This window comes from [Ruminococcus] torques ATCC 27756 (genome assembly GCF_000153925.1).
GTDB lineage: Bacteria > Bacillota > Clostridia > Lachnospirales > Lachnospiraceae > Mediterraneibacter > Mediterraneibacter torques.
In genome coordinates this window covers 227,526-248,147 of sequence record NZ_DS264345.1, presented here as the reverse complement: position 1 = coordinate 248,147, position 20,622 = coordinate 227,526, and the positions used below count along the sequence as shown (strand labels likewise).

Annotated in this window: 19 protein-coding genes and 1 pseudogene; 10 read left to right on the top strand and 10 right to left on the bottom strand. The window is 40.7% G+C overall.

Annotation, left to right across the window (positions count from 1 at the left end; translation table 11 throughout):
- Positions 1-281: 281 nt before the first annotated feature.
- From RUMTOR_RS02375 to RUMTOR_RS02345, 8 genes are all read left to right on the top strand, one after another.
- Positions 282-809 (top strand): replication initiator protein A, encoded by a 528-nt coding sequence (locus RUMTOR_RS02375; RefSeq protein WP_004845458.1) that lies wholly within the window; start codon positions 282-284, stop codon positions 807-809.
- Positions 806-1,648: an ATP-binding protein gene (locus RUMTOR_RS02370; RefSeq protein WP_004845457.1), complete on the top strand. Its 843-nt coding sequence runs from the start codon at positions 806-808 to the stop codon at positions 1,646-1,648. Before RUMTOR_RS02375 ends, RUMTOR_RS02370 begins: the two co-directional genes overlap by 4 nt.
- A 69-nt stretch (positions 1,649-1,717) precedes the next feature.
- Positions 1,718-1,885, top strand: a complete 168-nt coding sequence (locus tag RUMTOR_RS13210; RefSeq protein WP_009321055.1) for a hypothetical protein — start codon at positions 1,718-1,720, stop codon at positions 1,883-1,885.
- A 296-nt stretch (positions 1,886-2,181) separates the two neighbouring features.
- Positions 2,182-2,766: a helix-turn-helix domain-containing protein gene (locus RUMTOR_RS02360; RefSeq protein ID WP_004845455.1), complete on the top strand. Its 585-nt coding sequence runs from the start codon at positions 2,182-2,184 to the stop codon at positions 2,764-2,766.
- A 13-nt stretch (positions 2,767-2,779) separates the two neighbouring features.
- Entirely contained in the window at positions 2,780-2,947 is a 168-nt protein-coding gene (locus tag RUMTOR_RS13090) for a hypothetical protein (RefSeq protein WP_004845454.1), read from the top strand.
- Between the two features lie 290 nt (positions 2,948-3,237).
- The gene (locus tag RUMTOR_RS02355) at positions 3,238-5,187 is read left to right on the top strand and encodes a recombinase family protein (RefSeq protein ID WP_004845453.1); all 1,950 of its coding nucleotides are present in this window, start codon (positions 3,238-3,240) and stop codon (positions 5,185-5,187) included.
- Positions 5,177-5,731 (top strand): ABC transporter substrate-binding protein, encoded by a 555-nt coding sequence (locus tag RUMTOR_RS02350; RefSeq protein ID WP_004845452.1) that lies wholly within the window; start codon positions 5,177-5,179, stop codon positions 5,729-5,731. Before RUMTOR_RS02355 ends, RUMTOR_RS02350 begins: the two co-directional genes overlap by 11 nt.
- 51 nt (positions 5,732-5,782) lie before the next feature.
- Complete coding sequence (locus tag RUMTOR_RS02345) at positions 5,783-6,097, top strand: hypothetical protein (protein ID WP_004845450.1); 315 nt, start codon at positions 5,783-5,785, stop codon at positions 6,095-6,097.
- A 275-nt stretch (positions 6,098-6,372) separates the two neighbouring features.
- Here RUMTOR_RS02345 and RUMTOR_RS02340 read toward each other — a convergent pair whose 3' ends face one another.
- From RUMTOR_RS02340 to RUMTOR_RS02310, 7 genes are all read right to left on the bottom strand, one after another.
- Positions 6,373-7,458, bottom strand: coding sequence for a sulfate/molybdate ABC transporter ATP-binding protein (locus tag RUMTOR_RS02340; protein ID WP_004845449.1), 1,086 nt, complete (start codon positions 7,456-7,458; stop codon positions 6,373-6,375).
- A 3-nt stretch (positions 7,459-7,461) separates the two neighbouring features.
- The gene (gene modB, locus RUMTOR_RS02335; RefSeq protein WP_004845448.1) at positions 7,462-8,166 is read right to left on the bottom strand and encodes a molybdate ABC transporter permease subunit; all 705 of its coding nucleotides are present in this window, start codon (positions 8,164-8,166) and stop codon (positions 7,462-7,464) included.
- A gap of 68 nt (positions 8,167-8,234) precedes the next feature.
- Positions 8,235-9,140, bottom strand: a complete 906-nt coding sequence (gene modA / locus RUMTOR_RS02330; RefSeq protein ID WP_004845447.1) for a molybdate ABC transporter substrate-binding protein — start codon at positions 9,138-9,140, stop codon at positions 8,235-8,237.
- A 20-nt stretch (positions 9,141-9,160) separates the two neighbouring features.
- The gene (gene yqeB / locus RUMTOR_RS02325) at positions 9,161-10,588 is read right to left on the bottom strand and encodes a selenium-dependent molybdenum cofactor biosynthesis protein YqeB (protein WP_009242376.1); all 1,428 of its coding nucleotides are present in this window, start codon (positions 10,586-10,588) and stop codon (positions 9,161-9,163) included.
- Positions 10,589-10,611: 23 nt separating this feature from the next.
- On the bottom strand, positions 10,612-11,358 hold the full coding sequence (gene yqeC / locus RUMTOR_RS02320; RefSeq protein ID WP_004845445.1) for a selenium cofactor biosynthesis protein YqeC: 747 nt from the start codon (positions 11,356-11,358) through the stop codon (positions 10,612-10,614).
- A gap of 1 nt (position 11,359) precedes the next feature.
- Positions 11,360-12,727 carry a dihydropyrimidinase gene (gene hydA / locus RUMTOR_RS02315; protein WP_004845444.1) on the bottom strand — a complete coding sequence of 456 codons (1,368 nt, stop codon included), beginning with the start codon at positions 12,725-12,727 and terminating at the stop codon, positions 11,360-11,362.
- Positions 12,728-12,784: 57 nt separating this feature from the next.
- Positions 12,785-14,230: a uracil-xanthine permease family protein gene (locus RUMTOR_RS02310; RefSeq protein WP_004845443.1), complete on the bottom strand. Its 1,446-nt coding sequence runs from the start codon at positions 14,228-14,230 to the stop codon at positions 12,785-12,787.
- 302 nt (positions 14,231-14,532) lie between these two features.
- Here RUMTOR_RS02310 and RUMTOR_RS02305 point away from each other — a divergent pair.
- Positions 14,533-14,915, top strand: a pseudogene (locus tag RUMTOR_RS02305) (RidA family protein).
- Between the two features lie 115 nt (positions 14,916-15,030).
- Here the strand turns inward: RUMTOR_RS02305 and RUMTOR_RS02300 are convergent.
- The 3 genes from RUMTOR_RS02300 to RUMTOR_RS02290 form a co-directional block, all read right to left on the bottom strand.
- Positions 15,031-16,317: an amidohydrolase family protein gene (locus RUMTOR_RS02300; RefSeq protein ID WP_004845441.1), complete on the bottom strand. Its 1,287-nt coding sequence runs from the start codon at positions 16,315-16,317 to the stop codon at positions 15,031-15,033.
- A 24-nt stretch (positions 16,318-16,341) separates the two neighbouring features.
- A complete protein-coding gene (locus tag RUMTOR_RS02295) occupies positions 16,342-17,442 on the bottom strand; it encodes an XdhC family protein (RefSeq protein ID WP_009242378.1) in 1,101 nt (366 codons plus the stop codon).
- Positions 17,443-17,504: 62 nt separating this feature from the next.
- Entirely contained in the window at positions 17,505-18,965 is a 1,461-nt protein-coding gene (locus RUMTOR_RS02290; RefSeq protein WP_004845439.1) for an aminoacyl-histidine dipeptidase, read from the bottom strand.
- A 292-nt stretch (positions 18,966-19,257) separates the two neighbouring features.
- On the opposite strand from RUMTOR_RS02290, the gene mgtE reads away from it, so the two are divergent.
- Complete coding sequence (mgtE, locus tag RUMTOR_RS02285; protein ID WP_004845438.1) at positions 19,258-20,589, top strand: magnesium transporter; 1,332 nt, start codon at positions 19,258-19,260, stop codon at positions 20,587-20,589.
- Positions 20,590-20,622 lie beyond the last annotated feature (33 nt).

Here is a 20,622-nt window from a genome sequence, read left to right as displayed (position 1 = left end):
AACAAATTCTTTTGTAAACCAATTATATAAGCAAGGGTATGGGGAATTGTCACTCCCCATCAAGAGAACACCCATAAGGTGAACGGAGGTGGAAACGCGATAACGTTAAACATGGGTGGATCTTGCTCTTGTAAAATTTTTTCTCTCTGTACCCTGTAAAATGAGCTTTTTCCCTTTCGTTATATAGGGAGATATAAAAAGAGAATTTTAATAAAGCATAAAAATCTCTTTGGGAAAGCCGGCATCCGTCTCCTTAATTTTTCAGAAAGGTAAAAGAAAATATGAAATTTGAATATATGATGGAAACGGAAAAGATACTTCCTTATTATCAGTTCCCTAAATTTTTGTTAGAGCTACCACTCTCTCAAAATGCAAAAATACTTTATATGCTGTTATATGACAGAGCCAGAATTTCACAGAAAAACCATTGGCTCAATGAAGACGGATATGTATATTTCGTGTTTCCGATTACAGAAATTTCTTTGAAATGGGGAAAATGTTGTACTTCTGTAAAAGCTGCCATGAAGGAATTAGATGAGTATGGATTGTTGATTCGCAGTTCCGGAGGATTTTCAAAACCAAATCATTTATATATGCGAATCCCCTGTATAGAGTTGATTTCTGAACCGGATGTAAAGCAGACAGACGAAAATAAAACTTCCATTGGGATGAAAAGCTGTCCTTCATTCAGTCGGAAAACAGCCTCTTCTATGGTCGGAATTGTGCCACCTAGTAAAGTAAAAGAAAAATATAATTTTAGTAATAAGATTAGAGTAAATTACGAATATGAGGAGGGCGACAGTCTATGATAAATCAGGAAAACACATATTTAGGTGCAGATGGATTAGCATATTGCAAGATTTGTGGAGAACCTGTAGAGGCATTTTTCCCTCCAGACAGTATTCTTGGTATGAAAAAACATTTTAGACAATGTGCATGTATCCGTCAAAAGCGTGAAGTAGAGGAAAAGGCATATAAAGAAAGAGAACACCGCGAATTAGTGGAAAGAAATAGAAAAATCTGTTTTGAAGAACCACGAATGTATGATTGGAATTTTGAACTGGCAGAAAAGACTACCACCATCGAGAAGGCCAAAGAATACACAGCAAACTGGAATGATATGAAGAAAAATCATATTGGTTTTCTCTTGTGGGGACCAATAGGAACCGGAAAGAGTTACATAGCCGGTTGCATTGCCAACGCACTTTTGAATCGGGAAATTACTGTGAAGATGACAAATTTTAATACAATTATTGATGATATGTTTCCATTAGAGGATAAAACAGAATATATCAATGCTCTGGCGCGATATGAACTTTTAATTTTGGATGATCTTGGCACAGAACGAAATTCTGAGTATGCTCTTGGAATTGTATTCAGCGTAATTGACCGAAGATATCGATCTGGCAGACCATTGATCGTAACTACCAATCTTCCGATAAAACAATTAAAAGAAGAAACGAACATAGAAAAGAAACGAATTTATGATCGTATTTTAGAAATGTGTGTTCCGTTATATGTTGGCGGTTCTAGCTATCGGAGTGATATTGCCCATGAAAAAATGGGAAAAATGAAAACCTTTTTTGCTACTGCCGAATCAAGTCAGACTGAAAATATTATAGAGCAGACAGGCACAAAAACAATCTGATGTTTATATCTTAGTATAGACATCAGAAATAGAAAGAGTGTGATAGCTCTGCAGAAACCTACATATTACTTGTGGCGAACAGATTATACATCTTCAGAAGACTTTGAAGCAGATAAGGAGAAATATAGGAAAATAGGTTTTCGGGTTGTCGCGTTTGCGGATGGACAGCCGGATAAAAATATACATAATGGAATAAAAGCGTTGATTCGAAACCATATAAAAGAAATCAGTCAGTAATTTCTATGGGGGGGGAGGTATTCTCTTGCTTAAGCAGTTAATATAGCGTCAAAAATAGAACGCATGATGAAAGTACATAAGGAAATGCGATGGGGAAACCTATACAGAGAGCAACCGAAAAAATAAATGTAAGATCATATTTTTCTTGTAACTTATATATAAAACCGAGTATAATTAGTTGAAAAATTCAATTTTAAACCATGTAAAACTATTTTGACAAGGGAAAAAGGGCAATGTCAAAGGCTTTTGACAGACAAAATAGCTATATGCAGATACAATAAAGGAGAAGATTCAAGATGGATATTGGATTACAAATCAAGAAATTTAGGGAACAACAAAAAATTTCTCAAGAAGAGCTGGCTCTTAAAATATTTGTTTCAAGACAAACAATTTCTAATTGGGAAACAAATAAAAGTTGTCCAGATATTAAAAGTTTAATTACTTTATCTAATATCTTCAATGTGTCTTTAGATAATTTTATAAAAGAAGATATAAAGGAGATGAAGGAGATTGTAGAAAAAGCAACAATTAAAAAGTTTAATGTGATAAGTGTAGTTTTCCTAATCGAATTAATAGTTGTAGCCGTAAGTGCCTATCCTTTATTTAGTATTAAGGGAAATATAGGAATTGTTATCTGGTTATTCTTGTTCGCAATAACGCTCTATACGGCAAGTAAAATTGAAAAATTCAAAAAGAGATATGATATTCAAACCTACAAAGAAATTTTGGCATTTATTGACGGAAAACAATTAACGCATGATGAAACACAACAAGAAATAGGAAAAAGAAATTATCAAAAAATCATATTTGCATTTATTGCAGGTGTAATCGCACTTATTATATGTTTTGTTGTAATTTTTATTTGCTCTAAAATCAAATAAGGAGGTAGATAAAATGTTCAATTTAGTCTATAAATCGGTTGTTGTAGAATGTTCTACTGGTGTAGAAGATTTAGCAAAAGCTATTGAGAAAAAATCAGAGGAAATGCTGAACAAAGGATATAAATTAGTAACTATGTCTATGGTCGGAACAGATAAAGCTATATTAGTATTTAAGATTTAGGGCACTGATAGATTCTAACAAAATTTAATATCCATACACACAAAGCAGTTGGTCTTTACGATTGACTGCTTTTTAGTGCTATTTTATATATTAAGGCTCATTCAATCGTGGTAAATTCGTGATAAAATGGGTGTTTCGATATACTTCAAAAGGTCCGAAAGTACAGTGGTTATATGGATGATCGAAAATTATATATAAAATTTATATGAGACTCCGGTTACGAAAAAGATTTTTCAATATATAATTATATTACATTATTCTATAAATAATATTTCAGAAAGGATAAGGACATGAATGCCGGATATGTGCGTCTTTCAAGAGATGACGATAAGCGAAATTATGTTTCTATAGAAAATCAGAAGTTAATTATCAATCAGTATGCATCTAACAATGGAATGGTTATTGACCGATGGTATGAAGATGACGGAGTATCAGGTTATATTTTTGACAGACCGGGATTTAGGCAGATGATGGCTGATTTGGATAAAGATATTGATACCGTATATGTGAAAGATTTCTCGCGTCTTGGCAGACATAATGCGAAGGTTCTTTTGCTTTTGGATGAATTTCAGGAACGGGGAAAACATCTCATTGTCATTGATGATAATTACGATTCTTTTGATTCCAGCGACGACACCATTGGAATTAAAACATGGTTCAATGAGCGTTATGTAAAAGATACCAGTAAGAAAATCAAAAGAGCGATCGGAGCCAGACAAAAAGAAGGCACTCTTATGACAAAACCGCCTTTCGGATATTGCCGGGATACGAAAGACAAAAGTATCATCAAAATCGTTCCCAAAGAGGCAGAATTTATCAAAATGGTTTACGATCTTTATATCTCAGGATCAGGTTATCGCAAAATAGCAAATTATTTGACCGACCAGGATATCCCAACGCCTTCTATGGTACAGCGAGAACGAGAAATTGAAGAAGGTCGCATAAGCAAAAAGAAAGTTGCAACCATTTGGTCTGACAGCATGGTGAAGGAATTATTAGATAATGATTTTTACATTGGAACTTTTCGTTTGAGAAAACGTGCCAGAAATACAGTACACGGAAAGGATAAACGTGTTCCAAAAGAAGAACAGTGTATTTTTGAAGATCATCATCCGGCAATTATTGATAAATCCACTTTTTCTCTTGTGCAGGAATTAAAAGAAAAGCGTAATCGCACAAATTATCGTGGAAGCAGGGGGGAATGGATCGGTTCAGAAATTCCCAATCCTTTTGGAAGCTGTTTGTTTTGTAAAGATTGTGGAAGTCGTTTGACACCGATTAAGCGTCAAACATCCAGCAGAGAAAGAAAATATTATATTTGTACTACCTATAATACGAAAGGCAGGCGGTATTGCGAGAAAGCGCATCTGATTGAGGAAAATGATTTGATGGAAGATGTGCTGAATTATATTAAACTGTGCAGAGAAGCGCTTTGTGAAGTAATTTCCACATATGATATGAGGGACTTTGATGCAGAAAAGAAAACACTGGCAGAAAAACGACAGGACATTCAAGAAGAAATTCAAAACCGAAGAAATCAACTGAAGATACTTTTAACACAAAAAATAAAAGATTTATCCATAGCATCTGAAAATGAGGATTTGATCCATGAAACCTATAATTCTATGCAAAAAGATCTACTGGCGCAGATTCATGGTATGGAGATACAGGAAAAAGAACTGAACGAAACTACTATAGAAACACCGGATGTAAAGGACAAATTGAGAAATGCATTGGATGTAGTTGATAAAATCATTGCAGGTGGAACTCTTGACCGAAGAGATATTGAATTGTTGATTGAGAGAATTGACGTAGATAAAGAAGGAATGCCGGAAATTACTTTAAAATATGGTTTGTCTGATTTAATCAATTACAGTCCTGCTGATGAGATGAATCGCCGGGAAAATACTGTAATCGCTCTTGTAATGAAGCTGATTATAGAAGATGAACGTGGATATACATCTGCAAAATACTTGTCAGAACATATCACAGCATTGGGATTTAAGAAAACGAAACAAAGTATTTTACCTTATATCAATTTGATGAAAGAATTAGGAATTTTGGAAGATACGGATAATCCGCTGAAACCTTACAATATTGTGAAAACAAAAAAAGAGATTATGATATTGATGCATCAATATCTACCGGATTTACCGGCTCAAATGACTTCTAAACAATTATCGGACAATTATTTACATTATTATGGTGGTAACAGGCGGTATGCCGGAAATGGTATTTGAATATATTTTAAAAGAGAACGGAATTGACCCTGAAAAAGATCTTACAATTATCCAAAATATTGATTTCGGATCTACAGCTCCGGCTTTTGCGGATGGCCGCGGAGATTTTACGATTGAATTTGAGCCCGGAGCGACTTCTCTTGAATCCGAAGGAAAAGGTCATGTTATTGCATCGCTTGGCAAAGACAGCGGCTATGTTCCTTACACCGCATTCAGCGCCAAAAAAAGTTATCTGAAAGAAAACCCTGATGTGATCCAGCGTTTTACAAACGCGCTTCAAAAGGGAATGGATTATGTCCGCTCTCACAGTCCTTCCGAAACCGCATCTGTAATCAAGCCTCAGTTTCCGGAAACAACACTTGAGATGATCACGACCATCGTAACACGTTACTATGAACAAGACACGTGGAAAAGCAATCTGATTTTTGAAGAAAGCAGCTTTGATCTGCTTCAGGATATCCTAGAAAGCGCCGGGGAGCTTGAAAAAAGAGCTCCGTATAAAGATCTTATAACGACTGAATTTGCAGAAAATGCCGCCAAATGATATAATAGCTTATATTTGATGTGACAAACACTAAAACAACGGGAGATTTTTATGATTGACAAAAGACTTGTTCCTTACAGCGGTTTAAAAAAAGAACCTTTTTCAGGCAGCCATAACGGAATGCGGTACATGATGCGTTCAGACAATGGCAGAGACAGCACAACATTCACCGTTTTTGTCTATCCTGAACCATGGTGTTTTGAACAAACGCCGGAAGATCAAATTGAAAGTCATACTTTTGACCTTTCCGAAGAAGGGCTTGATCTGGCGATCACATGGTTGTGGGAGCGGTTTGAAGCCGAACGTGACCGTTGGACGCAGGCATCACAGGAAATAATGCATACTGTCAAAAAGCATACACTTTAGTTTCTTTTTAGAAATTTTAATTTTTCTTCCATATATTGTCACATCACATTCACAATTACGTGTTATCTTAAATATATGAAAACGATAGGAAACACAAAACAGTGTATTCCCCATCGTCCATAACAACAGAAAGCATGATCAAAATTCAGTTTCTGTTGTTTCCATAAAAGGAGACGACGACTGTATATGCAGTCGGTATGTACAGTCGTCGGACTTCGCCTAAATATGAAAAATATTAAAACAGCGGTATCTTATTATCTGTTAAGGATCGACTGTTATTCATTCAAAAACAATATTTTCCCCTCATCGATCCACAAATAGTCAGGAAATCCTTTTTTCTCTATTTCTTCCATTTTTTCCCTTTGAACAAACCAACAAATCATAGTTTTGTCTTTTTCACCGTTTTTTTCTGTACTGTTTCCTATTCTATTCTCTGCCGCAATATAATAGTTCTGCTCAAACGGAAGGCGGGCGCTGCTCTCAAGTTGAAATTTAAGCATATTTTCTCCCCTTGTTCCCCACACAGGAATAAAATCATGTGCCCGATACCCAATCCATTTCGCATCTTTTGGTACTTTTCTCTTTGTCTTTAAGCAAATTCCCCACTCCTTTGCTTCTACTGTATGATCATCTATATAGATAATACTTGAGAAATTTTTACATCCTGTAAGTATGGCGGCAGTCTTATTTTTCGGATTTTGAAACAGCTCCTCGGTTTTGCCGGATGCGACAATCCTCCCCTTATCCATAACGAAAAGCTCTTCACTAAAACGGTAAATTTCATCTCGATTATGTGATACCATAATCACAGTTCCCATATATGACTCTAACATCTGAAGCACTTCTTGCTCCAATCGGTCTTTTAAATACAGATCAAGAGCGGAAAAGGGCTCGTCTAATAAAATAACTTCCGGTTCATAAGCCATAATCCGAGCAAGCGCCGTTCTTTGCTGCTGTCCTCCGGAAAGCTGCTTTGGATAATGTTTTTCCAGACCTGCCAGACCAAACTTTTGAATCATCTCTTTGACCCGCTTATGTATATCCTGCTTATTTCCTTTTAGCCCGGCCGCTATATTTTGCTCTACTGTCATCGTCGGAAATAGCGCGTAATTTTGAAACAAGTATCCAACTTTACGTTTCTGTGTTTTTAGATTTGTTTTCGTTTCTTTATCAAATAATATATTTCCGTCTATCTTAATGTGACCACTATCAGGAGTCTCTATTCCCGCAATACTTTTTAATGTCATACTTTTACCGCAGCCTGATGCCCCTAAAATACCGATTCGTTTTGACTGACTTTTAAAATTGATATCCAAACTGAATTTATCCCATTTTTTCCGAATCAGCATATCAATCGCCATCTTTTACCACCTCCCGATATTTTTCATCTTTCGTCCGGAAATGAAATTCATAAGAAAAATAATGACAAAAGCGATCAGAACTACAACCGAAACCCAAATTCCTGCCGTAACATAATCTCCGTCCTGAATGACCATCGCAATCTTCTGAGCGATCGTCCCCGTCTTTCCTTGTATATTTCCTGCCAGCATAGACGTCGCCCCATATTCTCCCATCGCTCTTGCAAATGTCAGGATTGTTCCTGACGCAATTCCCGGACCGGCAGTCGGTATAACGATTTTCCAAAAAATTTTCGTCTCTGACATGCCGAGTGTACGGCCTGCATACACGAGATTCACATCAATTTGCTCCATTGCCGCTCTTGCGTTTCGATACATCAGCGGAAACGAAATTACAATCGCGGCGATCACACATCCAATCCATGTCTGCACGACTTTAAAACCAAACTCTTCAAATAAAAATGCTCCGACCGGTCTTCTCCTGCTAAACAACAACAGTAAAAAAAAGCCTGCTACCGTAGGAGGCATCACCATAGGAAGCGTCAAAATCCCATCTAGCACCGCTTTTTTCCCCGGGGAAGCTTTTACTGCTTTTCCAGCCGCAAATATCCCGAGAAAAAACGAAATCACCGTAGCTGCCACACCTGTTTTCAAAGAAATATACAGAGGGCTCCAATCCAGATTTTTCAATATTTCTGTTACTTCATCCATTATTTATACTCCACATCTATTTGCGTACGAATGCATTATCTCCTGCCTTAACCTGATCTGAATGCACACTATTTTATATCCGTATCAAAATAATATGACTCAAACACTTTTGCCGCTTCATCAGATAAAAGAAAATCCATAAAATCTTCCGCCGCTTCGGTCTGCTTTTTATCAGCTTCTTTATTCACAATCTGAGCGATCGGATAGATCACATCTCCGGTCAGATCAGAACTTACTTTTTCTAAAATCTTAATATCGTCTTCGTATCCGTATATATCAGAATAATAAGTCGTTCCCACTTCGCATGAACCTTCCGCGACTGCCATCAGCACTTTGCTTACGTTATCCTGCTCGCTGATCTCAACTCCTCCAAACGCTTCGGAAATTTCCTGTGCCGTAATAGAATCCGGATCGTTTGAAGTATGGATAATTCCCATATTCACAAGAGCCTGTCTTGTATATTTTCCGACAGGAACGCTTCCTCCTGCCAGCGCAATGCTCTCTGCATCCTGAAGGTTTGCCAGCCCTTTGACTTTTGTTTTGCTGTCTTTAAGCGTTATAACGACAACCTGATTATTCACCACATCACTTCTCGTTCCGTCTACAAGAAATCCGTCTGCTTCAAGCACATCCATCTGTTTCTGAGCTGCCGAAAAGAAAAGATCGCATTCATATCCTTCTTCAATCTGCGTCAGAAGAGTTCCGGAACTATCCGCGTTGTATATGATCTTCACATTCGGATGATCCTTTTGATACTCCTTTGCAAGTTCCGTCATAACTGTATTCAGACTCGCCGCAATAAAAACCTGTATTTCTGTTTCCTCCTCTGCCGTAGCCTTTCCTTCTGTACCCATATCCCCGGCAGATTCTTCTCTTTGCTTTTTGCCGTTTCCGGTATCGCTTCCCGCTTTGCAGCCAAACATGGCAACTGAAAGGGCGAGAACAGCAATCACTGCAATGACTCTTTTTTTCATATTATTTCCTTTTCTTTTATTTACGCTTTTTTATTTTCTTCCGTTTCTTTCCCCAGATTCTCCAGATCCCTCTTGCTGTCGATATCTTTGAGTTCTTCCCGGCTTGTCTCTATGATACGTACCTTTTCTTCGTATTTTGTAAGCATTTGTCTGCCGCCTTCATCCCCTGTTAATTCTAATAATTCCGCAAAACAGTGAGCCGGCCACAAAACCGGATTTCCTTTTTGTCCCCGATATCCCGCACAAATAACGTTTTTCTTATGCAGCGCCGCATCGTTTAATATTCTTTGGATTGTGGATATTTTCAGTTTCGGCTGATCGCACACTGAAAACAGGATTCCGTCCGGTGCACCCGATTTTCTGTCTGTCCCGCTCTTAAAACTATGAGATACTGCCTTTAAGCCAAGTACGACAGAATGTGCGATGCCTTTTTCCGGCTCTTTATTTCTCACAACAAAGATTCCTCTTTTTTCGGCTTCCTCTATAATCTTCTCATCCCCTGTAACAATAAACAGTTCAACGGATGAAAAAGCCTGCATTTTATCCATCATATGCATATACATCGGCTTTTGATCTATCTTTGCGTGAAGTTTGCTTTCCCCACGTTCCCCTGAGAATCTTGTTCCCTTTCCCGCCGCCAATATAACGACTGCATAATGCCCTTTTATTTTTTCAAAGCGCTCTGCCGCTTCAAGCGCTCCGCCTCCTATTGCTCTTGCCTTGTCCGAAATCGTCTCGCAGTGGGAACGCTCCGCGCGGGCATCTATATCTCCGATTTTCAGATTCTTCTTCACATACGCCCCCGGCTGCAGCATTCCTCTCACGATCCCGCCCATTTGGGCGAAAACCGGTTTTCCTCCGGTTACTGCAACAATCTGCCCTTTTTCGACTATATCGCCGATTCGGACTTTCGGTTCTATTATCCCGTCTTCCGAAGCACGAATGAGACGCTCGGTCGTATATCCTCCTATGTTTCCCGGAACTCCTGTATCCGCAATAGCGCTTCCTTCCCATATTACCGAACCGAGAGTATGACCTCTTTTTGTCTCGATCACACAATGACAGTCTTTTCCCGCTGTAAATCCCGGACCTATTCCGATCACAAAAGGAGCGTCCGTAATCTTAGTTCCGGTATTTTTCTTTGCAATAATAGCATCAACGATCACATCCGGTTTATACCATTTTCGACAATCCGCCTTTGGATCAACTATAACAGGGATTTTGCCTTCCTCCATTATCGCTTCCGCATCTTCCTGTGTCTTTGCAGATACCGCTTCCATCTCTTCTACAATCGCCCGCCTGTCATATACCGCCCTTGACAAAGCAACCGTTCTCCTTACCGTAAGGGGCTGTGCGATCTCTGTCATCAAAATCTGATGACCTGCTCCGTACAGTCTCGATGCGATTCCCGTCGCCAGGTCCCCTGCGCCTTTAATTAATATTTTCACACTTTTTTCCTCTTATTTTTATTCTAAAGTTTCTTTGAATGCAAAGATGTCACTACAATATTTTCCACTCCCCGAACATTCAATTCTCTGCAGACTTCAAGCGCTGCTTCTCTTTTAGATGCACTGTCTGCTTTATTTAAAACAACCGTATACTGCGCATAAGGCGGACAGCCTTTTCTGCCCGCCTTATGCGATGACGCAAGTATCGCGATATCTTTTGCCGTAACGAACTCTTCTCCGCCTTTTTCTAAGATCTGTGCTGCTCTTTCCCACCGAAAACAGGTTGATTCTAACGTCCTGCCTATTGCATCTAACCCATATACGGAAACAACATGTCCTGTTTGACTCGGAATGACCGGTTCATGTTCTGCGGGAACTTTTAACGGAAGTCGTTTTGCTCCGTCTGCTTCGACCAGTATCGGCAACTCCCACCAAAAGATCTCGTCTAAAATTTCTTTTGCAGGCGGCGCCGTTTTCCCGGAAATCAAATCCCTGCTTCCGATCCACACTCTCCCGAACTTTCCCAACGTATCCTTTATTTTACCGATAGATGTATCTTCTAAAAAATATGGTTTATTTTCATGCATGATCTTCGTTGTAGTCGTAATGATCACATGTTGTTTTTTTCTTACACACTCGTCTTCCAAACGATGCAAAAGAGTTGTTTTTCCTCCCGCTCCCACGACCGAGATGACTGATGTGTTCACAGAAAGCGCCTCTGACAAAGACATACGTTCACACAATTCATTATTTTTATAGATAAACACCATATTATTCTACGCCATGACGGATATACATTCCTGTCTTTTCTTCTATGATTTTTCCGTTCTCTGCCACAAGTTTTCCTCTCAAATAAACCTGTTCTGCCCTTCCTTCGATCTCTGCTCCTTCCAACAGGCAATAGTCGCATGCAGACTGATGATCCGCCGCAGTCATCGTCCATTCCGTGTTAGGATTCCATATGACGATGTCCGCGTCACTGCCCGGAATAAGTGCCCCTTTCCACGGATATAATTTAAATAATTTTGCGGGATTCTCCGAAAGATATGCACACATCTGCTCTGCCGTTATCTTTCCTTCATTCACTCCGAACTGCCACATAAGCGCCGGACGTTCTTCTGCTCCCGGCATACCGGAAGGCGTCAGCATAAAATCCTCTTCTCCTGCATTTTTCTGTTCTTTTGTAAATCCAAAATGATCGGACGCTATCGTCTGAATCCTTCCTTCTTTCAATGCATCCCACAATATATCGCTGTTTTTCTGTTTCCTAAGAGGCGGAACAGTTACATATTTTCGCGCTTCTTCTGCCGCAAGAGCATATTTTTCCTCATTCAGAAGAAGATATTCCGGACACGTCTCGACATAGACGGTCTGACCGATTTCTCTCGCTTTTAAAATCTCCCGGTATCCGGCAGCCGTACTTAAATTCACAATGATCACCGGAACATCCGCACATTTGGCAATCTTCAGGATGCGCCCCACCGCTTCTGCTTCCGCTTCTTTTGGGTGTATCCATGAATAATCCGCAATATCCGTTCTTCCTTTTGTTTTCTCAAGTTCTTTTAAACGAGACTGTACAATCCCGTGATTTTCGCAATGAACTCCGACAATGCCGCCTAGTTCTTTCACCCTTGAAAAAATCTCGTAAATCTGTCCGTCATCCAGCATCATGTCATACGCCGTATATAATTTGAAAGAACAAGTCTCCTTTTTTACAATCTCCCCCAGTTCCTCTGCAACGTCATCGTTCCACTCATTCAGTGTAAGATGCAGCGCATAATCACATGATGCCTCGCCTTCTGCTTCCTGACGTTTATCGTCAATCGCTTCTTTCAGACTTTTTCCTTTCTTCTGCTCTGCAAAATCTATGATGCACGTCGTTCCGCCTGCCAGCGCTGCCTTTGTTCCGGTTTCAAACTTGTCTGCCGCCGTAATATCATTAAACTTTGCCGCCATATGCGTATGAGCATCTATAAAACCCGGAAAAAGAAGCTTTCCTCTCACATCGATCGTTTCCGCATCCTGAAATTCAAGATTTTTCCCTGCCGCAAGAATCTTTTCCCCTTTTACCAAAAGATCGATCTTTTTCAGACCTTCCCCGCTGACTACCGTTCCTCCTTTGAATAACCGTTTCATCATTAATCCCCTTCTTTCTACTTGATTTTATACCTTTTATAAAAATAATTCGTTCTTTACTTAACGTAATTTCGTTTCCTTTTCCGTCGTTTTCTCCTTCGGAAGGATCAAGTTCAGTATTACGGCGAAAATTGTCGCCAAAACAACCGGAGAGGATGCAAATGTATTGTTTATGATCGCCTGAAAGTTTTCAAGATTCATACTCAGGTTCAAAGCGCTGTGGATACTCTGCGTCATTTGATCCAGACATCCGCCGCTTAATGAAACACCCATTCCGATCGCAATAGAAAGTCCGGCTACCGTTGCATTACGGGCAGTCAGTTTTTCCGTTACAAGCAGTCGGATTCCCGTCATTGCGATAGAAGCAAACACCGAAACGACCGCGCCTCCAAGCACGCATTGCGGAATCGTCCTTAATAAAGCCGAAAACTTCGGAATCAGACCGGCTACAAGAAGGATTCCCGCCGATGTCGCAAACACCCTTCTTGAAATCACTTTCGTCGTACCTACAATGCCGACATTCTGACTGAATGTTGCCGTCGGAGGACAGCCGAAAAAAGCGCTGATAATATTTCCTATTCCATATCCGATGATACCGCCGTTTAATTCCCTGTCTGTCGGGAGACGATCCATTCCGCCGCTTGTAGTTGCGGAAAAATCTCCCATCGCCTGAATGGAATTGACTAAAAATAAAATTGCCAAAGGTATGATCGCCGATATTTCAAATTTCATACCAAACTCCATCGGTTTCGGGATCTGAAACCATCCCGCGCTTGAAAGAACTGAAAAATCTACCATTCCAAAGCAAAGCGCGAGCACATATCCACACAAAAGCCCGATCAATATTGACGCCAGTTTAAAAAGACCTTTCCCATAATGATTTAACGCAACGACGATTGCAAGCGTCACAAAAGCAACGACCCAATTCTGCCAGGAACCAAACACAAGCGCCGGCGTCTTTCCCTGTTGTTCTACTACGAGCTCATATGTATTGGCCGGATTTCCTGCCATATAATTGATCGCTGTTTTATACAAAGACAGCCCGATCGCAAAAATAACCGTGCCGATCACAAGCGGCGGAAATACTTTTCTGATCTGTTTGATCGTCAATCCTACAATAATCGCTATCACGCCGCCTATGAGCATCGCTCCGAGAATCGTATCAATGCTTTTTGCCTGTGCGGCGATTGCCGTCATCGTCGGAACGTAAGCAAAACTCACGCCGATGATCACCGGAAGCCCCGATCCGATCCTGATTTTATTTCCATATAACTGAAGCAGCGTAGACAGCGCCGCAAAGACAAGAGACATCTGTATTAAAAGTCCCATATCTACATTGCCTCCCGCATTATTCGCCGCATTTGCAACCAAAATTGCCGGCGTCACACATCCGACTACCGCCGCAAGCACATGCTGCGCCGCAAGGGGAAATACCTGTCCCGCCGACGGCTTTCCGTCCCACTTAAACAACTCTGAATTATCTTTTTTTGTCTCTCGTATACCCATCTTACTTTTCCTCTTTCTGACTGATCTTTATCCTTCCTTGATACAGGAAAATCTCCGAAGATTTTTTCTCTTTTTCCTCTCCCGTTTTTCCTGTTCATACCGCCTTTTATCTTCTATTAGAATATCATTAAATATAATGAAATGCAATAATCGCCCATTATGCTTTCCCCCTCTTCTTTTCATCTGAGCACACCTCAAAAACAAGCACGGTACACTTTCGGATTCGCCTAAAAATATATACAAGGCGAATTTTTTGATGTATGATAAGAGAATGCAAAATATTTTTTCAGGAGGTAGATATAATGTTAAAATATGTTGAAACAAACAAAGCACCGGCAGCGATCGGACCATATTCACAAGGTATTGTAGTAAATGGAACTGCGTTTTTCTCCGGTCAGATTCCTCTTTCTCCGGAAACCGGTGAAGTCATCGGAACAACGATCCGGGAACAGACAGAGCAAGTTATGAAAAATATACAAGGACTTCTCGAAAGCCAAAACGCTTCTTTTACAGATGTTGTAAAAACGACATGCTTTCTTGCCGATATGTCTGATTTTGCCGCATTTAACGAAGTATATGCAAAATATTTTACAGGAAACCCGCCCGTTCCTGCGTCGCCGTAAAAGATCTCCCGAAAGGAGTTTTGTGCGAGGTGGAAACAATCGCGGTCATTGAAGAAAATTAAACATCGAAAGGATAAGCCGAATTCTTTTCAAGAAACAGCCCGCGAAGGTTTCATTCTCCGCGGGCTGTTTCTTCATTTATTTATCTTTTATTTGTCTTTTATTTTTCTCTTTTCCTTAAGAAAGATCGATTTCTTTTCCTTTTACATATTTTCCGACTACTTCCCGTTCATCCGCCAGATAGATCATCCGTTCCAGTCGGCTTCTTATATCAAGTTCCTGGGGATGCGCAAGCCTGCTGTCATCCAGAACGACTGCATCAAATTCGTATCCCGGTTCAAAGCTTCCAACTTTCCCGAAAAATTCTCCTCCTCCTTTTGTCGCCATAAAGAAAACTTCTTCTGACGTCAGCGCTTCTAAACTATCGTCGCAAATACGCCAACGCAGTTTTGACGCCTGAACGGCATGAGCCATTGCCCGAAACATATTTTCCGTACTTCCTCCTGCCACATCGCTTCCCAATCCGACATGAAGTCCTTCTTCAAGAAACTTTCTTATCGGCGCGATCCCGGAAGACACATTCATATTAGACTCGGGACAGTGTGCGATAAATACGCCGTTTTCTTTCATCCTGCTGATCTCTCTTTCATCGCTGTGTACACAATGCGCCATAATCGTACGTGTATCTTTACCGAACAATCCGAATGTATCATAAACGTCTCCGTAAAACTCAGACCACGGACAAAGTTCTTTTACCCATGCGATCTCCCCGAAGTTTTCCGACAAATGTGACTGAAGCGGAAGCTCATAACGTTTCTGAAGTTTTTTTAGTTCTTTCATAACCTCATCGGTACACGTCGGAATAAATCTCGGCGTAAGGATCGGATATGTACGACTGTAGTTTTTCTGAATTGTCTCCTCAATCCACTTTAAAGTTTCTTCTGTCGACTTTTTCGTTTCTTCAACTAAATAATCCGGCGCATTCCGATCCATATTCACTTTCCCGACAAAAGTACTCAGCCCGCTTTGTTCAAGCATATCCATAAGCAAAACAGTCGCCGGCCTGTGAAGAGTCGCAAATACACACGCCCTTGTAGTTGCACTCTTTTGCATATTTTTCACGAAAATCCGGTATGACTTTTCTGCATAGTCTAAATCACAAAACTTCGATTCCTCCGGAAACGTATTCGTTTCGAGCCATTCTAACAATTCCATATCCATTCCCAGACCGCGGTACGAATACTGAGGCGCATGAACATGAAGATCTGTAAATCCCGGAATAATCAGCGCGTCTTTGTAATCCCGTATCGGATTTCCTCCGAATTTAAACGGAAGCGTCTTATAGACGCCCTCCACGATTCCGTCTTTGCAGACTACATATCCATTTTCACAAATCGAAAATTCTTTCTGATTTTTGCTGTATACAATATTTCCTTTTAAAATAAAAACCGATTTTCTTTTCATTTCACTGCCTCCTTTCCTTTTCGGTTATATCATCTCAAGCATCACTTCTACGACGCCTCCGCATACCATTCCTTCCTCTTCTGCGTCGTCTGCCGTCATATCGACTTTACAAAGTTGAAATACAGGTTCGCCTTTTCGCATCATAAGCAGGGCTTTTTGCATGACTTCACTTTCTACACATCCTCCGCCTATCGTACCCGTTATGCTTCCGTCTTCCATTATCAGCATCTTCGTTCCTACGCTTCTAGGCGCAGATCCTTTTCGGGAAACGATAGTCGCAAGCACTTTTTTCAATGATGGTTCCTTAAAACTTTCTTTTGTATCATTTTTCTTTTCAAAAAGCTTCTCCGACAACTCTTTTGAATATCCGCCCGCTTTTTCTCTGCTGTTTTTTACTTCGATTATTTCCGCCATGATCGAAACGGCGATCTCCTCCGGAGTCTCTGCCTTGATCTTCAATCCTATCGGCGTGTGTACCCGCTCTAAATCTTCTCTGTCGATACCTTTTTTCTCAAGCTGATCTTTTACGATTGCAACCCGCCGTTTACTGCCCATCATCCCGATATATGCATTTTGCTTTTCCACGATTATTTCCAGACATTCCGCATCGTATCTGTGACCGCGCGTCACTATGACAAACCATGTATCCGAGTCACCGCCGATCTTTGCAAGTCCTTCCTTAAAAGGAGCGCAAATGACATTATCTGCTCCGGCTTTTCTTACATGATCTGCGAATTTCGGACGATCCTCAAGAACAGTCACCTCAAACCCAAGCATCTTCCCGAGTTTCGTAGCCGCAGCCGAAACGTGTCCTCCGCCGCAAATTACAAGACGGGGAATTCTTCCGATTCGTTCACGGAAGATTCTGCTCTTGCCTTCACATCCGCTTTTTTCTCTGTTTTCCTTTTTCTTTTCGTCCGGTCTTTCATTTTGTTCTTCGTCTTGAGCAAAAATCCCGGAAAGAATCCGCTTCTTTCCGGCATCTTTGCCGCACAAAACAGTCTCCGTCCAAACATCCCCGTCAGAAAGATCCAGTACCTTTTTTAATTCTTCATAAAACTCATTCATATCTACTCTCCAGCGCTGATCTGAAACAAACTCCCGGTCGCAAAGAAAAAGCGGCATCTTCAAGATCCCGCCCATTCTTTTACAGAACACTTATTTTTAATCAAATCTCCCTGTTCTTCTTATGCTCTGGCCAATCTTGAAAGAACATCTTTAAGAAGCTCATAGAAACGCTCAAGCGAATCAAGCGGAGCATTCTCATCCGGAGTGTGTACATTATTCAGTGTCGGACCTACTGCGATCGCATCCAGTCCCGGAATTGCTTCTGAAAAAAGTCCGCATTCAAGTCCTGCATGAATCGCCTCCAAACGAAGTTCACTTCCGAACAGATCGCGGTAGCTTTCTACAAACAGATCGCGGATCTTAGATTCTTCCGCATAACTCCAGCCCGGATATTCTCCGCTGTACTCAATCTCAAATCCAAACGTCTCTGCAAGAAGTGCGAAACGCGATTTTGTATCTTCCTGAAGGCTTGCAACAGACGATCTGGGAGAAACCGCAACCATAATATAATCTTCTTCTGTTCTGACTACTCCCATATTAGACGATACAACGACAAACCCGTTCATCTTGATGTTTCGTCTGTAAATTCCGTTTGGAGCAAGACGCATCAGACTTACGAATGCCTTTGCATCTTCTTCCTGAACCGCCATTGCGCTCTGGCCTTCCGTCACTGCGATCTCGCAGGAGAAATCCGGCTCAAAAGATGTGATTTCATCTGCAAATACTTCTGCGAGATCACATGCAAGTTTCTCTGCTTTTTGTGCTTCTGCCGAATCTGCATAGATAAGAGACATCTCACACTCTCTTGTAATTGCATTATCTTTTGTTCCGCCTGCAAAGTTCACAAGAAGTCCTTTTGTATTTTTCAGAAGATGATCTGCCATACGAGCCATCAGAAGATTCGCATTCTGACGCTCTTTATCAATATCCGTTCCCGAATGTCCGCCGAGAAGGCCTTCTGCTTTTATTTGAACTAATGTTCCTTCTGCCTGCACTCTTTCTATCTTTCTTGTAAGCTGAACACGAAGTCCGCCGGCACAGCTAACTGTTGCGACTCCTTCTTCTTCTGAATCCATGTTGATCATCGTACGCGCTGTGATCTGAGACTTATCAAGCGCCTGAGCGCCGTTTAGTCCGATTTCCTCCGACGTCGTAAACACACACTCTACAGGAGGGTGCTCTAATTCTTTATCGTCAAGAACTGTCATCATAAGGGCAACCGCTACTCCGTTGTCTGCTCCGAGAGTCGTTCCGTTTGCGTAAAGAACGCCGTCTTTTACAATGAGATCAAGCCCGTCTTTTTCAAAATCATGCTCGACTCCGGCAAGTTTATCGCATACCATATCGATATGTCCCTGAAGCATAACAGGAGCTTTGTCTTTTGCCCCCTCGCTTCCTTCTTTTTTTATGATCACATTATTACTTTCATCCTGGTAAACCCAGAGGTTTCTGTCTTTTGCGAATTTCACAAGATAGTCGCTAAGACCCTTCTCATTTCCCGATCCTCTCGGGATTGCGCTGATATCTTCAAAAAAATGAAATAATTTCTCCGGCTTGCAGCCTGTGATCTTGTACTCCATAATAAATCCTCTTTTCTATTAGTTATTGCCATATGCTTTATTGATTATAACAGATTTTTCTTAATTTTTCATCCATTTTTACATATGTTTTTCTTGACACTTTTTCCCCTGTAAACTAAAATAAAGCAGTAAAAATATTGTTATGATTCCGTCACTTTAAAAATGACGGTTTTTATTTTGCGGAAGCGCCCTGTGCGTTCCATATTGAAAGGTGGTGAGGTTATGGACTCCGGTGTCAGTTGTCATATACACAGTCTGATCGAAAAAAATTACATAAAGAGAGGTATTTATCATGAACAAAGACATTTTTGTACAGCTTCTCGGCCAGCGTCAGTTCAAAGCTGTGAGAAGCATTTTAGATGTAATGAACGAAGTGGACATAGCCTCATTACTGTCAGAACTTGACGATAAAGAGCTTGCTCTTGCATTTCGGCTGATTCCGAAAGATAAGGCAGCGGAAGTATTTGCCAATATGGAAACTTCCATGCAGACCTACCTTGTAGACATGTTTTCCGAAAAAGAACTAAAGGAACTCCTTGATGACCTTTACATGGATGATACTGTCGATCTTCTCGAAGAGCTTCCGGCAAACCTCGTAAATCGTATTCTTGATACGGTTTCGCCGTCTGACAGAACGCTGATCAACCAACTTCTTAATTATCCGGAAGACAGCGCAGGAAGCATCATGACAACCGAATATGTCGATATCCGTCAGTCTATGACTGTCGCACAGTCTATGGCTCACATCAAGGAAACCGGTATTCACAAAGAAACGATCTATACCTGCTACGTCACAGATAAAAGGAAGCTGATCGGCATCGTCAGCGCAAAAGATCTCATGACGACCGACGATGGCATTCTGATCAGTGAACTGATGGAAACAGAGATCATTTCCGTAAGAACTTATACCGATAAAGAAGAAGTGGCTCAATTATTCAGAAAATACGACCTGCTTGCGCTTCCGGTACTTGATAAAGACGGACTTATGGTCGGAATCGTCACATTTGACGACGCTATGGACGTTATGGTTGAAGAAGCAACAGAAGATATCACTAAGATGGCCGCCATTAATCCAAGCGAAAAAACTTATTTTAATACATCCACTTTCGCCCACGCAAAAAACAGGATCCCATGGCTTCTCATCCTTATGCTTACTTCCATTATCACAGGTACGATCATCACAAAATATGAAGACGCATTTGCTGCGATCCCGCTTCTTGTATCCTTTATCCCTATGTTGATGGATACAGGCGGAAACTGTGGTTCGCAAAGCTCAACACTGGTCATTCGGGGACTTGCTCTTTCGGAAATACATTTTAAAGATATTTTTAAAGTTATTTTTAAAGAATTCCGTATCTCCATAATTGTAGGAGCTGTACTCGCTCTTACAAACGGCGTTCGTATCCTGATCCAGTATCATAATCCGAATCTTGCTTTAGTCATTGCGCTTTCGCTGATCGCAACTGTTATCATCTCGAAACTGATCGGATGTATTCTTCCTCTTGTTGCAAGCAAGGTGCACCTTGATCCGGCTATTATGGCTTCTCCGCTGATCACAACGCTTGTCGATACATTTTCTATATTGATTTATTTTAATATTGCATCATTAATGTTCCGGTTGTAAGCAGTTCTGTTTTCACAACTTTTTCTGCTTAAA

What these genes read in the sequence shown, in the direction of transcription:
- RUMTOR_RS02360 (WP_004845455.1), top strand. Translation starts at nt 2,182, where the DNA reads ATGGATATTGGATTACAAATCAAGAAATTTAGGGAACAACAAAAAATT.
- RUMTOR_RS02310 (WP_004845443.1), bottom strand. Translation starts at nt 14,230, where the DNA reads ATGGGTATACGAGAGACAAAAAAAGATAATTCAGAGTTGTTTAAGTGG.
- RUMTOR_RS02340 (WP_004845449.1), bottom strand. Translation starts at nt 7,458, where the DNA reads ATGGCGATTGATATGCTGATTCGGAAAAAATGGGATAAATTCAGTTTG.
- RUMTOR_RS13090 (WP_004845454.1), top strand. Translation starts at nt 2,780, where the DNA reads ATGTTCAATTTAGTCTATAAATCGGTTGTTGTAGAATGTTCTACTGGT.
- hydA (WP_004845444.1), bottom strand. Translation starts at nt 12,727, where the DNA reads ATGATGAAACGGTTATTCAAAGGAGGAACGGTAGTCAGCGGGGAAGGT.
- modB (WP_004845448.1), bottom strand. Translation starts at nt 8,166, where the DNA reads ATGGATGAAGTAACAGAAATATTGAAAAATCTGGATTGGAGCCCTCTG.
- RUMTOR_RS02355 (WP_004845453.1), top strand. Translation starts at nt 3,238, where the DNA reads ATGAATGCCGGATATGTGCGTCTTTCAAGAGATGACGATAAGCGAAAT.
- RUMTOR_RS02290 (WP_004845439.1), bottom strand. Translation starts at nt 18,965, where the DNA reads ATGGAGTACAAGATCACAGGCTGCAAGCCGGAGAAATTATTTCATTTT.
- RUMTOR_RS02375 (WP_004845458.1), top strand. Translation starts at nt 282, where the DNA reads ATGAAATTTGAATATATGATGGAAACGGAAAAGATACTTCCTTATTAT.
- modA (WP_004845447.1), bottom strand. Translation starts at nt 9,140, where the DNA reads ATGAAAAAAAGAGTCATTGCAGTGATTGCTGTTCTCGCCCTTTCAGTT.
- RUMTOR_RS02300 (WP_004845441.1), bottom strand. Translation starts at nt 16,317, where the DNA reads ATGAAAAGAAAATCGGTTTTTATTTTAAAAGGAAATATTGTATACAGC.
- RUMTOR_RS02350 (WP_004845452.1), top strand. Translation starts at nt 5,177, where the DNA reads ATGGTATTTGAATATATTTTAAAAGAGAACGGAATTGACCCTGAAAAA.
- RUMTOR_RS02345 (WP_004845450.1), top strand. Translation starts at nt 5,783, where the DNA reads ATGATTGACAAAAGACTTGTTCCTTACAGCGGTTTAAAAAAAGAACCT.
- RUMTOR_RS02295 (WP_009242378.1), bottom strand. Translation starts at nt 17,442, where the DNA reads ATGCCGCTTTTTCTTTGCGACCGGGAGTTTGTTTCAGATCAGCGCTGG.
- RUMTOR_RS02370 (WP_004845457.1), top strand. Translation starts at nt 806, where the DNA reads ATGATAAATCAGGAAAACACATATTTAGGTGCAGATGGATTAGCATAT.
- mgtE (WP_004845438.1), top strand. Translation starts at nt 19,258, where the DNA reads ATGAACAAAGACATTTTTGTACAGCTTCTCGGCCAGCGTCAGTTCAAA.
- yqeC (WP_004845445.1), bottom strand. Translation starts at nt 11,358, where the DNA reads ATGGTGTTTATCTATAAAAATAATGAATTGTGTGAACGTATGTCTTTG.